Below are 14,115 nucleotides of genomic sequence, written 5' to 3'. Positions count from 1 at the left end.
GGCCGTCCTTTTCCCCGTCCCGAACCACCTTTCCAAGACAAGGAACCCGAATCCCATGACCACGAACTCACCCGGCACCGGCGCGGGCTGCTTCGCCCGAAGGGTCCTCGCGCTGTTGGCCGTCGTGCTGACGCTCACCGGCCTCGCGGTCTTCGGCCCCGCGCCGGCCGCGTCCGCCGCCACCCGGCCCGGCATCGTCGCCGTCGCACAGGCGGAGGTCGGCGTGTCCGAACCGTCCGGCTGCGACAAGTACGGCATCGACTGCAGCAACCTCGGCTGGTGCGCTGCGTTCGCCAGGTGGGTGTGGGGCCAGGCAGGCGTCTCGCCCGTCCCCGACACCAACGTCGCCCGGGGAGTGGGCAAGTGGGGCGTGGACCACGGCCTGTTCAAGTACCGCTCCAACGGCGGCGGCAACCCGCAGCCCGGGGACATCGTCGTCTACGGCACGCCCGCCGACGTCTCCGGCGGCCACGTGGGCATCGTCGAATCGGTGAACTCCGACGGCACGATCACCACCATCGAGGGCAACTACAGCCAGAAGGTGACCCGCCGCTCCCACATCGACCCCGCCACCGCCATCGGCGGCCAGGACGCCTTGCACATCTCCGGCTACGTCGCGCCCCCCAACGCCGGCAGCGGCACCGTGAGCGGCACCGCGTCCGTCTACGGCGTCCTCGCCGACGGCCGCCTGACCTACACCGCCATCGACGCCGCCACCGGCGACCGCATCAGGACCGTCGTGTCCGGCGCCGCGCTCGGCTTCACCCCGAAGGCCATGGCCACCCTCGACTTCAACACCCTGCTCGTCACCTCCGACACCGGCCGGCTCTACCGCGTCGACATCATCACCAACAACACCTCCCTCGGCTTCCAGGCCCCCGTCGACCTCGGCGGCGGCTGGACCCACGACCTCCTCGCCTACGACGGCTCCGCCTACCTGTACGGCATCGCCGACGGCGTCCTGCACCGCTACACCCTCACCGCCACCAAGCCCACCGCTGCCGCCATCACCGCCAACACGACCATCGGCACCGGCTTCACCCTCAACACGTTGACCTCCACCGCGCCCGGCTGGATCGCCGGCACCACCACCGACGGCGAACTCCTCAGCTACCGCATCCGCGGCGCCGGTGACTGGAGTCGCTACCAACTGCGCGCCACCACCTGGGGCGCGATGACCCACCTGCTGTCCCCCGGCGGCGGCGTCCTGTACGGCCACACCGGCGGCGCCCTCTACCACTACCTCGACGCGAACCCCACCGACGGCACAGGTGCCGACCTCGACGGCTACGCCGACGACCCCGTCGATGCCACCGGCTGGACCCAGATCCTGCTCTCCGCCCAACCCGACAGCGTCAGCTGACGGACCGTCCCGAACCGTGGTGCTGCCGCCCGTCGGACGACGGGCGGCAGCACCACGACAGTTTCGGTGTGCCCACGAGCGCACCTACGAGACTGTGCGCACGGCTTCAGCAACCGGTCCGGGACAGGTCGCAGGTCTCTGGTGGCGTCCGGGCGCGGACGGATCGACAGCCCGTCTTCCCCGGACATCCTCCGATCGTCGTGCCTCCGTGGGACCACCGCACCATCCCGCAGCCGACCGCCGAGGCTCCCGGCGTAGGCGGGCCCGGTGGCCGTCAGCCGGGGGAGAGGCGTTGCAGCAGCAGGTAGGCGTGCTGTTCCGCGGCGGCGAGCCGGACCGGGTCGATGCCCGACTCCCACAGTTCGCCCGCCGCGGCGTCCGCGGCCTCGTGCAGTTCGACGACCGCGGCCGCCAGACGCGCCTGCGCCTGCGCCCCGGGCAGCGCGCCGCCAGTGGCCGGGGCCGCCGCCCGTTCGGCGTCCGCCGCCGCGGCCGCGCAGGCCGCCAGGGCCCGTTCGACCCGGACCGCGGCCCGGTCGTGGACCACCAGGAGCGCGCACAGCAGGCCGACGCCGATGCCCAGCACGCTGCCCAGGGCCCGGTCGCGCAGCAGGCCCAGCGTGCCGGTGGGCGCGACCAGGTCGCTCATCAGCAGCGCCAGGGGGGTCACGAAGACCACGCCGAGCGCGTAGTTGCGGACCACCAGGTACTCGAGCGCGAACTCCAGCACCACGATCACCAGGGCGAGCGCCATCGGGCCGGGCCCGGCGCCCAGCACGGCCAGGGCGATCAGCAGGCCCGCCAGGGTGCCCACGGTCCGCTGCACCGCCCGCTGCACCGTGGTGCGGACGCTGACCGAGTGCAGGACCGCCGCCGCCGAGATCGCCGCCCAGTAGCCGTGGCCGAGCCCGAGGAGCACCGCCAGCGTGCCGGCCGTACCCGTGCCGAGGGTCATCCGCAGCGCCGGCACCGCGAAGACCGCGGCCCGCCGGGAGGCCCGGTCGGCGCCGGAGCGCAACTCGGCGATCCGGCGCAGCGCCGCGTCGAAGCCGGAGGCCGGGACGCCGCCGGGGCGCGGCGCCCGGGAACCTCCGGTACCCGGCCGGCCGGGTACCGGGAGGGCGCCCACCAGCACGGGCGAGCGGTGGCGGCCGTCGGCCAGCAGCCCGGCCTGCGAACGCAGCCGCCGGGCCTGCCCCGGAGCGCCGGCGGGCGCGCGGTACGCGGAGCGCACCAGCAGCGACCAGCACACGTCGGCCAGCCGCAGGCACGCCCCGCCGCGGGCCCCGTCGGACGGCCCGGTCGGCGGCCCGGCCCCGAGCGAGGCGTACGCCTGCAGCACCGCGGCCGTCGCCCGGTACCGCGCCCGGGAGCGGGCCGCGCCGTCCGCGCTCTCCAGCAGGTCCGCCACCGCCCGCAGCGCCGCCGCCGTCACCAGCCGCTGCGGCCGGTCCGGGTGCCACAGCCGGCCCGACAGCGCCCACAGCCAGGCCGAGGCCGCGCCCACCGCCGCGGCCGCCGCCTGCGGCCCGACCTGCGCCGCCGTGGTGGCGCCGTTCGCCGCCACGGCGAACGCGAACAGCAGCAGCACCGCGCCCAGCCCGCCCAACCGGGCGGTGTCGCAGCAGAACTTCGCCGCCCCGGCGACCAGCGCGGTCGCCGCCACCACCGCCACCGCGCCGAGCCCGCCCTCCGAGGGCCGGGCCGCGACCGCGAGGGCCGAACCGCAGGCCACCGCGCACGTCATCGCCAGCGCGACCACGGCCAGCACCCGGGCCCGCCGCCGGTAGGGCAGGTTGCGCCCGAACGTCGTGGTGAACGCCCCGAGCATCGCGTACACCGCGAGCCGCGGCTCGCCCGCCGCGACCAGCGGCAGCGCCGGCAGCGCCATCGCCAGCGCCGCCCGGACCGCGAACCACAGCGCCCCGTCCACCCGGCCCAGCACCAGCGCCCCCCTCGGCGACAGCACCCGCAGCGCCTCCCGCACCCGGCCCGACCGGCCTACCCGGCCCGACCGGTCGGGGACGGGAGGCTGCGGCAAGGAGCGGGAACGGGACACCCCCGCTGTATACCAGCCGGAGCCGTCCCGCCCCCAACCGCCCTGCGCCCCCACGGGCCGAAACGCACAGGCCGGCGGGGTCCGCGGCGGCTCCCGCGGCGGAGCCGTCCGTGGGCGGGCGACTTTCGGGTGCACCCGGTTCCGGGGCCGTGTCCCCCGCTGGGCGGGATCGTTGATCGTCCTCGGGGGTGGGCCGGGTAGTCCGGCCGGGCCCGCTGCCGAGCGGCGGCCCCCTTCCCGTTCGCACCCGAGGAACTGGCCGACGCCGCACGGAAGATGATGTCCCGCGAGGCGTCCGCCCACGTCGCCGGCTGGGCTGGCCGGGAGCGGACCGTCGCGGCCGACGAGGCGGTGTCCGCACGCTGGGGGCTGACCCACCGGACCCTGCGCGACGGCCGGGCAGCCGACCCCTCGGCCACGGTCCTCGGCCGTACTCCGCCGCCTCCACCCCGCTCGAGGACGTCGCGCGGGCGGCCCCCGCCGGGCGGCGCTGGTTCCAGTCCGCCTGGCCCGGCGACGAGAAACCGGCCCGCTCCCTGCTGGGAGGTGCTCGGCGGGCCGACCGCACCGCCGTCGTGCCGCGGGGCGACTGCCACGTCGCCGGTCGGCGCCCCGCGAACTCGGCCACGGCTTCTCCCCCTTCACCCGCGCCCACGGCCAGGGTCTGGGCGGCTACCTCGCCGACCGCGCTCTCGCGAACTCGCCGGCCTGGCCGCCACCCCCGTCGGCGACCCGGCCGAGGCGGGCCCGGCCGCACCGGACTGCCCGCCCGGCGTCGTCGAGGCCGCCCGCGTCCGAGCCTGATCCCGCCGCCGTACGAGGGCTCGGAATGCGAACGGCTTCGAGCGCCTGGCCGACCCGAATCCCGTTCGGGTGAAAGGCGTATCGTTCCTGCTGCTCCTTCGGATTCCGGTTGTAGGTTTCCTGCGTTCCGGGACCGTGCGGCAATCGAACGCGGCCCGGAAATTTTTCTGCCCGGGGAGAGGGGGCGGAATTCCTTCCGTCGACCGACCGACCGACCAGTCGGGCCCGGGCGAGGGGCGGACGGGAACCACCCCGCCCACGACACGGGACACCGCTCCCGAAGGAGAGAACCGCCATCACCACGACATTCGAAACCGAGCGCTACGGGGACAGGCTCTTCGCCGCCTCCCACCGCGACGAGAACGAACGGCTGGAGTGCCTGGCCGGCACGTTCGACCCGGTCAGCGCCGAGAACCTGCTCGCCCTGGGGCTCGACGCCCGGTGGACCGCCCTGGACGTGGGCGCGGGCTCCGGCTCGCTGAGCGCCTGGCTCGCCTCCGTCGCCGCGTCGCCGGATCAGGTCACGGCCGTCGACCGCGACACCCGCTTCCTCACCCCTCTCGCGGCCGAGGGCGTGCGGGTCGTCGAGGCGGACATCACCGACCCCGCCTTCCACCCGGGCCGGTACGACCTCGTGCACGCCCGGTTCGTCCTGATGCACCTGCGGGACCGCGACGAGGTGCTGCGCCGCCTGGCCTCCTGGGTGAAACCCGGCGGGCTGCTGGTGCTCTCCGACGCGCTCGCGGCCGGCGGCGAGACCTCCCCCCACGAGGCGTACCGGCGGACGATCACCGCCTACTGGCGGATGCTCGCCGAGACGATCGGCAGCGACCGGCACTGCGTCGCCCAGTACCCCCGAGCGCTGACCGAACTCGGGCTGCGGGACATCGGCCTGCACACCCACCTGCCGGTCGTGGGCCTGCACGACGCCTTCAGCCGCTTCCTCGCGCTGACCCTGGACCAGAGCAGGGGCCGCCTCCTCGGGGCGGGGCTGCCCGAGGCCGCCTACGACGAGGCGGTCAAGCACCTGAACGACCCCTCGGCCCGGGAGGTGTTCTTCGCCATGGCGACCTGCTGGGGCCGGACGCCGGTCCTGCCCTGACCGCGCCGCCCCATGGGCCCGGCCCATCCTGTTCTTCCATCACATTATTTCACCCCGCCGGGTGAAGAATCGTTCATGCGCAAAATTCCGGTTCCGACTGCCGGAGAATTTTCCGTGCGACCGGCGGGAACCACTCCGCCGGTCTTTCCTGGGAAAAGGTGAAAAAATGCAGGACGAGGCAATCAAGCGCGCCGCGCTGATTTTCCGGCTGTTCGACGCCAACGGGAACGGAGTGCTCGACGCCGAGGACTTCACGCTGAAGGCCGACCGGGTGCTGGGTGCCGCCGAGGGTTCGCGGCCGGAGGCCCGGGAGGCGTTCGCCGACAGCCTGCGCAACTGGTGGGAGGTCCTGCTGAAGGGGCTCGACGAGAACGGCGACGGCGTGATCAGCCCGAAGGAGTTCGAGGCGTTCGTCCTCGACCCCGCACTCTTCGGCCGGGCCGCCGACCGCTTCGCCGACGCGCTCGCCGCACTCGGCGACCCGGACGGCGACGGCCTGATCGAGCGGGACCGCTTCCTCGCCCTGATGACCGGCTGGGGATTCGAGGTGCCCAACATCCACTCGCTGTTCGACGCCTTCGGGCCGGACGCCGCCGACCGGATCACCGTCACCTCCTGGGCCGACGGCATCCGCGACTACTACACCCCCGGCCTGGCCGGCATCCCCGGCGACCACCTGGTCGCGATCCCGGCCTGAACCGCCGACTGCCGGGCGGGCGGTCCAGCCACCACACCGCCACACCACCCGCCCGGCAGCCCCGGGCCCAGCGGCGCACGGCGTCGGCCGCGGGCCGGACCGCCAGGACGCGAAGAACCAGGCAGAACGGTCCGACCAGGGCCGGCCGGTGATCGGCCGGCGCACGTACTCCTCCTACGAGGCACCGCAAGTGACGAACCCACAGCCTACCGACACGACCACCCCGCCGCCCGGGCCCGGCAGCCGTTTCGCTGCGCCCCGGTCGCTGCCCGGGCCGAGCGGCCTGGGCACCTCGGCCGCCCGACTGCTGCACCGGCCCGCGCCGCAGCCGGAGCGTCCCACCGGACCCGGACCCGGGCGGCCCGCCGGCGGGCCGGATCTGGTGATCCCCCGCTTCGACTTCCCGTGGCCGTCGGCCTGCCACCCGCACGCGCGGCAGGCGGAGCAGGGCGCGCTGGCGTTCGCGGAGCGCCACGGCCTGGTGCCGACGGCCGCGTACCGGTCCCGGTTGGAGCGGACCAGGTACGGGTGGCTGGCGGCGCGCTGCTACCCGGACGCCGACGACGTGCTGCTGCAACTGTGCGCCGACTACTTCATCTGGTTCTTCATCGTGGACGACCTGTTCGTGGACCGGGTCGACACCCTCTCCGAGCGCACCATCCCCAACCTGACCGCGATGATCGACGTCCTGGACCACCACCGCCCGGGCGCCGAGCCGGTGTTCGGCGAGCACGCCTGGCTGGACGTCTGCACCAGGCTGCGCGCGTACCTGTCCGACGAGCACTTCCAGCGCTTCGCGCACGGCATGCGGATGTGGGCCGCCACCGCCGGCCTGCAGATCGCCAACCACCTGGGGGCCGACACCGTCGACGTCGCCCCGTACGAGACGATCCGCCGGCACACCAGCGGCACCAACCCGTGCCTGGCCCTCGCCGACGCCGCCAAGCACGGCCCCGTCACGCCCGCCGAGTACCACAGCCCGCCGGTCCAGCGGCTCGTCCTGCACGCCAACAACGTGGTCTGCTGGAGCAACGACGTGCAGAGCCTGAAAATGGAACTCAACCAGCCCGGCCAGTACTGGAACATGGCCGCCATCTACGCCCACCGCGGCCTGAGCCTCCAGCAGGCCGTCGACCTGGTCGCGCTGCGCGTCCGCGGCGAGATCGCCTCCTTCCAGAGCCTCGCCCTCACCCTGGAGCCGCACGCCTCCCGCCCGCTGCGCGGCTTCGTCGACGGCCTGCGGCACTGGATGCGCGGCTACCAGGACTGGGTCGAGAACGACACCCTGCGGTACGCGGACGCCTTCATCGCCGAGGACGCCGACGACACCGCCGTCCGGACCTGACCGCGGTCATCGGGTGTGGTGTCTCCGACGGCCCGGTAGCCTGGCGTCGCTGTACGTCGGGGGGAGCTGACCGTGGAGAACGTACTGTCCGTGGCCGTCGGGGCCGCTGTCGGTCTCGTACGGGTCGTGTCCTGGGCGTGGTTCACCGCGCGCCGACAGGACCGCATGTGGCTCCGCGAACAGAAGCTCAATGTCGGGACCGGCTTCAACCCCACCAGCTCCGGCAAGAGATCGCTAGCTCGTAGTCCCCACTGGCTCGCCGGGCGGACCGGAGGACGAAGCCTGCGATGTGGCGGGCTGCCGTGATGGGGGCGCCCAAGGACCCAGCGGGGGCAAGCATCGGAGATCGTTGACAGGGCCGGCTACGAAGTGCTGCGGTCCGTTTCGGTGCTCTCCTCGGCGGGCAGTCCGACCTCCTCGCGGTCCTCCTCGGTGCGCTCTCGTGTCGCCGCGATGGCCCTGGAGGACCCTGAGCGTCGCCGCTTCGGTGCCTCGCGCCACGGCTACCGGCTTCAACCGCCCTTGCCGGAGGAGGCGATCCGCTCCTTCGAGCACCTGCACGGCGTCACCCTTCCCGCCTCCTACCGGGACTTCCTGGGCACGGTCGCCGACGGCGGAGCGGGACCTCATTACGGACTGCTGAGCCTGACAGGGGAAGTGGATGACGACGAGGCCCTGCACGACCTTCGGGCCGAGTGCCTGCGAGCCGGCTTCCTCGCCACACTGTTCCCCCACACCACGGACTGGCCGGGGCCGGGCAGGGGGGAGACGCCGACTACTCGATCGCGGGCACCCTGGTCATCGGCGAGATCGGCTGCGGCACCTTCTCCCGCCTCGTCGTCACAGGCCCAAACGCCGGACAGGTCTGGCTCGACGACCAGTCCTGGGGTGGCCTGGCCCCAGGACCGGACTTCTACGACTGGTACACCGCCTGGCTGACATCCCAGTAGATCTCAAACGCGGTCCGAGATACATACGACGTTCCCTCAGCGGCCATTCATGATCCCTAAGCTCACGCCTCGTGAAGAACGTGAAGAGGGCGATCGTGTTGCTCGCCTTGATAATGAGCTGCTTCCCGCTGACCCCGACGGCGTTCGCGGCGGCCAAGTCGCCCGCGCAGGTGGCCGAGGACTGCGCCGACCCGAGGCCCACGCAGGCCGGGGACATCATCTACTGGGACCCCGAGTGCTACCTCACCCTCAAAAGCAGCAAGCAAGTGTGGGGCGAGGCCACCATGCCCGACACTCTCGGCAGTGGGAAGAGCCCCATCGCCTACGGCTGCACCAGTAGCGGCAGCGTGAGCGTCGCCGGAACCAAGAGCTCCTCCACCAGCTTCTCCTTCGGCCTCGACATAGGCGGGAAGAAGAAGTTCGGTGACTGGGAGGCCTCCGTCGGGCCCAAGCTCGGTTGGAGCTGGACCTGGAGCACCAGCGACACCCACACGCACACCGCCACGGTCCCCCAGGGCAGCGTTGGCTGGATCGAGGTCAGGGAGCCGCTGATCGAGGCGGTCGTCGACATCGATGCCCGCTACGACGGCAACAAGAACGAGCTCGTCAAGAACGCGGTCGTCCGGGTGCCGGACACCAGCCGGTCCTTCGCCTGGTTGTATCAGAGCCGTAAGATGACCGACGCGGAGCTGAGGGACATCTGCGGGCAGGACCCGCCGGCCACCAAGACCTACGACATGTGGTCGGCCGGCGGCAAGGCTCCCTACAAGAACCTGCTGAGCGGCAAGTGCCTGGCCATCGGCCCCACCGTCCCCAACGGCGGGCTCGTGGTGCAGCGTACCTGCGACGGCGGGGCCGCGCAGAAATGGAACGCCGTCAAGGCGAGCAACGGCTATTTCACCATCCGCAACAACAACGGCTACTGCCTCACAGTCCCCTACAACAACGGCACCCCGCCCGGCCAGAACACCCAGCTCATGTGGTGGGGCTGCGAGACCCGCTGGGACTCGGGCAACCAGCTCTGGTCGGTCAACCCGACCAGGATCAGCGGTACCTACACCTTCACCAACCAGTGGACGGGGCTCTGTCTCGCGCCGCACTCCAGTGAGATGACCAAGAACGGCGGCCGGGTGACCATCCGCAAGTGCGCGTAGCGGGATCGGTTGACCCCTCCTATCGGAGTCCTCTGCGACAGGAAGCGCCGCAGGTCAGCGGCATCCTGTCGGGTGACAGCGCGATTCTGGAGGGGCAGGTGTCCCAGCCCGGCGGGCATGGGCGATGATGTTCGGGCAGGCACGGTCTCGCTCGGTTCTCATGGGTCTCGACAACCACATGATCACCGGCACCGTGCCTGCACTGCGTTCCGGGGAACAACCATCCCCAGAACGAGACATGACATCACATCACAAGACCGCGAACCGGACCGATCTCGAACATGCAATGCCCCTGCCCACCGGAGCGGGAGCTCAATTCGCTCCGGGACCGACGTCGTTCTTGTGCCATTGGTAGTGCGCTTCGTTCGCCCTGGCGTGCTCTTCCAGCATTCTGGCGAGCTTGCTCTTCTCGTTGCCCGTGCGGTACGACGGCTGCGCCGCGAACGACTCGATGCGCTGGCGGCGGATCTCGCGCTCCTGCTCCCAGACGGCGGTCGACCACCACAGGTCGGGATTGCCGACCGGCGCGCGCACGTGCACGCCGCTGCCGTACCACTGCTCGGCGGTCAACCGGGTGACCCGTCCCGCCAGGGACCGCAGCCTCCTGCGGACGCTGCGCACCGAGGTGGGGCCGCTGCGGTCCACCGCCTCGGGCCCCCGGGCCGAGTCGATCGCCGTCGCGATCGACTCGACGGCGGCCGGCAGTTCCAGCGACTCCAGCACGGCCATGACTTCCTCCTGCGTGGCGGAGTGCCGAGACCGCAGCCACTGCGGAAATGCCATGTCTTCCCCCCGTTCCGGACCGCTGCCCGACCGGGGCGGTCGGTGGGGCCGGGACTCGGGTGGACAGTGTGCGGCCGTAGAGGCGCCGCCGTCCACCGAGCCGCCCTTGCCGGAACAGCCGACCGGCTGCCCGGTGCGTGCGTTGCGCGGAGGCGTCCGCGCTCCGGCCGGGGCGGAGGGCGGGTGGCCGTCCCGGCCGGGGGTCAGCCGGGCAGGCGGAAGGCGAGCAGGCGGGAGGCGGTGAGGGCGGTACAGGCCGCGGGAGTCCTGGACGCCGGTCCAGTAGCCGGTGGCCCCGGTGACCGGGTAGTGCCAGACCGGGCGGCCGCTCGCCGGGTCGAAGCCGTGGAGTCCGGCGGACGACTGGGAGACCGATCCGACCAGGAACATGCCGCCGGCCGCGCCGAGGAAGCTGAGGGCGCCCAGGTCGGTGCCGGCCTGCCAGCGGAGGCGGCCGGTGCGCGCATCGAGCCCGTGCAGGCCGCCGCTGTCCAGGTAGCAGGTGACTGCGTCGGCGACGGCGAAGGAGTTCAGCAGGCCGGTCGAGGGCCGGGCGCTCCACAGGGTGCCCCCGTCGGCCGGGTCGACGGCGATCAGCGGTCCGCCGCGGGTGCCGCCGAGATCGATCTGGTGGTAGCAGTACAGTCGGCCGCCGATCAGGGCCAGCGCCTGCTGGTCCAGGGGGGTCGACTTGTCGGTGGTGGACAGCGGGGTGTCCCGGCGCCAGATCCGTTCGCCGTCCGCGGCCCGCAGCGCGAGCAGTGACCGGTCCTGGTCGAAGGCGTACACCCGGTCGCCGGCCGCGCAGGGGATGTACAGGTTCTGCTTCCACAGCTGCCGTCCCGCCGGGTCGAGCCCGCGGAGGGTTCCGTTCGCGGAGCCGAGGACGACCTGGGCGGCGTCCGCGGACATGATCGTCGAGGGGCCGGTGCCCTCCGGGGCGGTGCTCCAGAGCTGCCGTCCGGTGGCCGCGTCGAGGGCGTGCAGCAGGCCGTCGGCGCGCACCGCGTACACCCGGCCGGGCGCGGTGGCGTACTGCGTGCCGTCGGCGTCGTGCCACAACCGCCGCCCGCTGTTCCGGTCGTACACCGAGACGGAGGACCGGCCGGTGCACAGGACGGTCCCGGGGTCGAGCCGGGAGACTTCGGCCTGGGCGTCCGGCACCTCGGCCGTCCAGACCGCTTCGGGCGCAGCTGCCGGGTGGCCTCCTGTTCGTACCGTGCGACCTGCTCCGCCAGCGGGGCGGGCCAGCCGGCGGCGGTGACGTCATCGCGGCGCAGGCGGTGCGGTACGTGGCCCCGGAGATCTGGAACGCCCTCGTCGAGCGGCACCGCGGCAAGGGCTGCGACGCGCGGCAGACCCCCCTCGCACGGGGACGACCCCTTCTTGACCTGGGGAATTTTAATGACTTTGCTATTTCTTGGCTGTACTGGGGTGTCAAGGAGCGGTGTGCCGATGCATCGTGCCACGGCCTACGACGCGGGAGGAGTTCGCTGAGTCCCCGCGCCGGATGGGCGAGGCTGGACCCTTCGATATGGCCCCCTGCAGATAGGTGGTCCCCTCTCCTACGGGAGCGATGAGGTGGTCCCCGCCGTCCAGCGGGTCGAAGCACGCGGATCCGGCGTCAACTCACCGATCCCTTGTGCGTTCTGACGCGTACTACCGCCCGGCGGGTGGCGGCGGGAGGATGGGACGCCGGGTGGCCAGGCCGTCCGACCGCTATGAAGGAGGAGGGGGAGCACGCCTTGGGCGAGCACGAGAAGCCCGCGCCGGATCCGGCCCAGGGGACGCCGCCGCCGGGAAACTCCGATGGTCAGGTCCCCCCGCCGCCGCCCGGTGACGGCAAGCACAAGAAGTAGGAGAGGGGCCCGGGTGGTCGCGGTGGACGATGCCGCTGTCCGAGCCGCCGCCGAGGCCAGACGGCGGCTGGATGAGGAGATGGCGGCCGGCGGGCTGTGGCCTCGGCGTTCGCCGTGGATCCGCGACGCCGTCGCCCGCCTCCCGCGCGACGAATTCGCGCCGGAGCGGCTGTGGGACTGGGACGGCCGCGCCTGGCAACCGGTCGACCGCGACTCGGACCCGGACCGCTGGCTTGAACTGCTGTACGGCGATCCGCACCGCGCCGCGGCCACCCAGGTGACCGAAGGACGGCCCACCTCCAGCGTCTCCGCCCAGGCCCTGGTCGTCGACATGCTCGACTCCCTCCGCCTCGAACCCGGCCGGCGCGTCCTCGAACTCGGCACCAGCCCCTCCGCCTGGAACGCCGCCCTGCTCGCCCACCGGGCCGGGCCCGGCCGGGTGACCACCGTCGAAGTCGACCCCGGCCTCGCGGCCGCCGGCGCCGCCCGCCTCAAGGCGGCGGGCCTGGACGTCGAGGCGATCGCCGGGGACGGCGGTCTCGGCCACCCGGCCGGCGCCCCGTACGACCGGGTCGTCGCCACCTACGCCGTCGAGCGGGTGCCGTGGGCCTGGATCGAGCAGACCCGCCCCGGCGGACACCTCGTCGTCCCCTGGGGCCGCCTCGGCCACGCCGCCCTCACCGTCGCCCCCGACCACACCCACGCCACCGGCTGGATGCAGGGCCTCGCCCAGTTCATGCCCGACCGCACCACCACCCCGACAGGCCCCCGCGACTTCACCGCCGTCCGCGCCCACACCCCGCCCTCCGGCCCCGAACAGCACACCACCCGCGACCCCGAACACCTGCGCACCGACTGGGGCCTGCTCTTCCACCTGCGCGTCGCCCTCCCCGAGCTGACGATCACCACCGCCGTCGACCAGGACGGCACCAGCGCCTGGATCCACGACAGCGCCGAATCCTGGACCACCCTGTCCACCACCCCCGACGGCACCTACCGCACCCAGGGCGGCCCCCGGCACCTCGCCGACCTACTGGACGACGCCTGGACACGGTGGGAACAACTCGGCCGACCGACGGGCTACGACTACGGCATGACCGTCACCCCCGACCGGCAGTGGATCTGGCACGCCGACCCCGACAACGGCCCACGCTGGCCCGACCCCACCTGAGCGTCCATCACCAGCCGATGCTCCCGAGCCGGTAGAAGGACACGGTGTCGTCCGCGGACAACACGGCTCAACTCGATTCCCCTCCACCGTCCGAAAGGACCCGACCCCGAGTTCGCAACCACTGCCCCGGGCTGCGGCGCCCGCCCGTACCCGACCGCCCCGGAGCCGGGCTTCGGGACCACGCGCTGACCGGGCCATGATTCCCTGGCGGTGCGGCAGACGGCCCGAGGAAGGCCGGGTGTCGGAAATCGCGCCTGGGGAAGCGCCCACCACTCCGACCGGTCCGCGAGGCGCCGGCCGCCTGCGCTGGCCGTGTCGGTCTCTGCTCGTGATCAATCGTGTCCGCCCCGGCGTCGACCCCTACCAGGTTCTCGTCGGCGGCGGTGTCGAAGACGAGGACAGCGGACTGGAAGCCGCCCTGCTGCGCGAGGTCCGGGAGGAGATCGCCGGTGAGGCCACGGACCTGCGCCCCTTCCACCGGTTCGAGAGCGACAAGGGCGAGACCGAGCACTTCTACACCGCCCGCGTCACCGCCTGGAACTTCGACGACCGCAGCGGCCCCGAGTTCTCCCGCGACGACCGGGGCGAGTACCTGTTCGAAGAAGTCCCGCTCACGGCCGAAGCCGTCGGTGCGCTGAACCTGATGCCCCCGCAGATCAAGGCCGCACTGCTGGCCGCCGTGGACGGGGGCGCCCTGCCCGCCGCGGCGTAGGCGGGAAGGCGCGGCGGCGGGCCCGGCAGTGGTTGCGACGGATTCGGTGGTCCGTGCGGGAACCGTGGTGCCGGGCCGGTGCCCCCACCCTGCGGCAGGGGCGCGGGCCGTGGGCA

The 14,115-nt window shown here is 72.9% G+C and carries 11 protein-coding genes; 9 read left to right on the top strand and 2 right to left on the bottom strand.

The annotated features are described in order from the left end of the window. The first annotated feature begins 55 nt into the window (after positions 1-55). A complete protein-coding gene (locus KSE_RS39735; RefSeq protein ID WP_014134448.1) occupies positions 56-1,363 on the top strand; it encodes a CHAP domain-containing protein in 1,308 nt (435 codons plus the stop codon). Between the two features lie 274 nt (positions 1,364-1,637). Here KSE_RS39735 and KSE_RS06305 read toward each other — a convergent pair whose 3' ends face one another. Continuing rightward, a complete protein-coding gene (locus KSE_RS06305) occupies positions 1,638-3,404 on the bottom strand; it encodes an FUSC family protein (RefSeq protein ID WP_014134447.1) in 1,767 nt (588 codons plus the stop codon). Positions 3,405-3,610: 206 nt separating this feature from the next. On the opposite strand from KSE_RS06305, the gene KSE_RS46300 reads away from it, so the two are divergent. The 6 genes from KSE_RS46300 (at position 3,611) to KSE_RS06280 (ending at position 9,474) form a co-directional block, all read left to right on the top strand. Continuing rightward, positions 3,611-4,708, top strand: coding sequence for an alpha-hydroxy-acid oxidizing protein (locus KSE_RS46300; RefSeq protein ID WP_231873128.1), 1,098 nt, complete (start codon positions 3,611-3,613; stop codon positions 4,706-4,708). After that, positions 4,597-5,328 carry a methyltransferase domain-containing protein gene (locus KSE_RS06300; protein WP_202523549.1) on the top strand — a complete coding sequence of 244 codons (732 nt, stop codon included), beginning with the start codon at positions 4,597-4,599 and terminating at the stop codon, positions 5,326-5,328. The genes KSE_RS46300 and KSE_RS06300 overlap by 112 nt, the downstream gene beginning before the upstream one ends. A 166-nt stretch (positions 5,329-5,494) precedes the next feature. After that, on the top strand, positions 5,495-6,025 hold the full coding sequence (locus tag KSE_RS06295; protein ID WP_014134445.1) for an EF-hand domain-containing protein: 531 nt from the start codon (positions 5,495-5,497) through the stop codon (positions 6,023-6,025). 382 nt (positions 6,026-6,407) lie between these two features. After that, complete coding sequence (locus KSE_RS06290) at positions 6,408-7,370, top strand: terpene synthase family protein (protein WP_014134444.1); 963 nt, start codon at positions 6,408-6,410, stop codon at positions 7,368-7,370. Between the two features lie 695 nt (positions 7,371-8,065). Further along, on the top strand, positions 8,066-8,320 hold the full coding sequence (locus KSE_RS44320; protein WP_014134441.1) for a hypothetical protein: 255 nt from the start codon (positions 8,066-8,068) through the stop codon (positions 8,318-8,320). Positions 8,321-8,433: 113 nt separating this feature from the next. Then, positions 8,434-9,474 (top strand): RICIN domain-containing protein, encoded by a 1,041-nt coding sequence (locus tag KSE_RS06280; protein WP_033259519.1) that lies wholly within the window; start codon positions 8,434-8,436, stop codon positions 9,472-9,474. Positions 9,475-9,786: 312 nt separating this feature from the next. On the opposite strand, the gene KSE_RS06275 is transcribed toward KSE_RS06280, so the two are convergent. Continuing rightward, on the bottom strand, positions 9,787-11,421 hold the full coding sequence (locus tag KSE_RS06275; protein ID WP_014134439.1) for a PQQ-binding-like beta-propeller repeat protein: 1,635 nt from the start codon (positions 11,419-11,421) through the stop codon (positions 9,787-9,789). A 717-nt stretch (positions 11,422-12,138) separates the two neighbouring features. Between KSE_RS06275 and KSE_RS06270 the strand changes: the two genes are divergently transcribed. Continuing rightward, on the top strand, positions 12,139-13,287 hold the full coding sequence (locus KSE_RS06270) for a methyltransferase domain-containing protein (protein ID WP_033259526.1): 1,149 nt from the start codon (positions 12,139-12,141) through the stop codon (positions 13,285-13,287). Between the two features lie 328 nt (positions 13,288-13,615). Further along, positions 13,616-13,999: an NUDIX domain-containing protein gene (locus tag KSE_RS06265; RefSeq protein WP_014134437.1), complete on the top strand. Its 384-nt coding sequence runs from the start codon at positions 13,616-13,618 to the stop codon at positions 13,997-13,999. Positions 14,000-14,115: the final 116 nt, after the last annotated feature.

It is taken from the genome of Kitasatospora setae KM-6054 (assembly GCF_000269985.1).
Taxonomy (GTDB): Bacteria; Actinomycetota; Actinomycetes; order Streptomycetales; family Streptomycetaceae; genus Kitasatospora; species Kitasatospora setae.
This window is presented reverse-complemented; position numbering and strand designations above follow the sequence as displayed.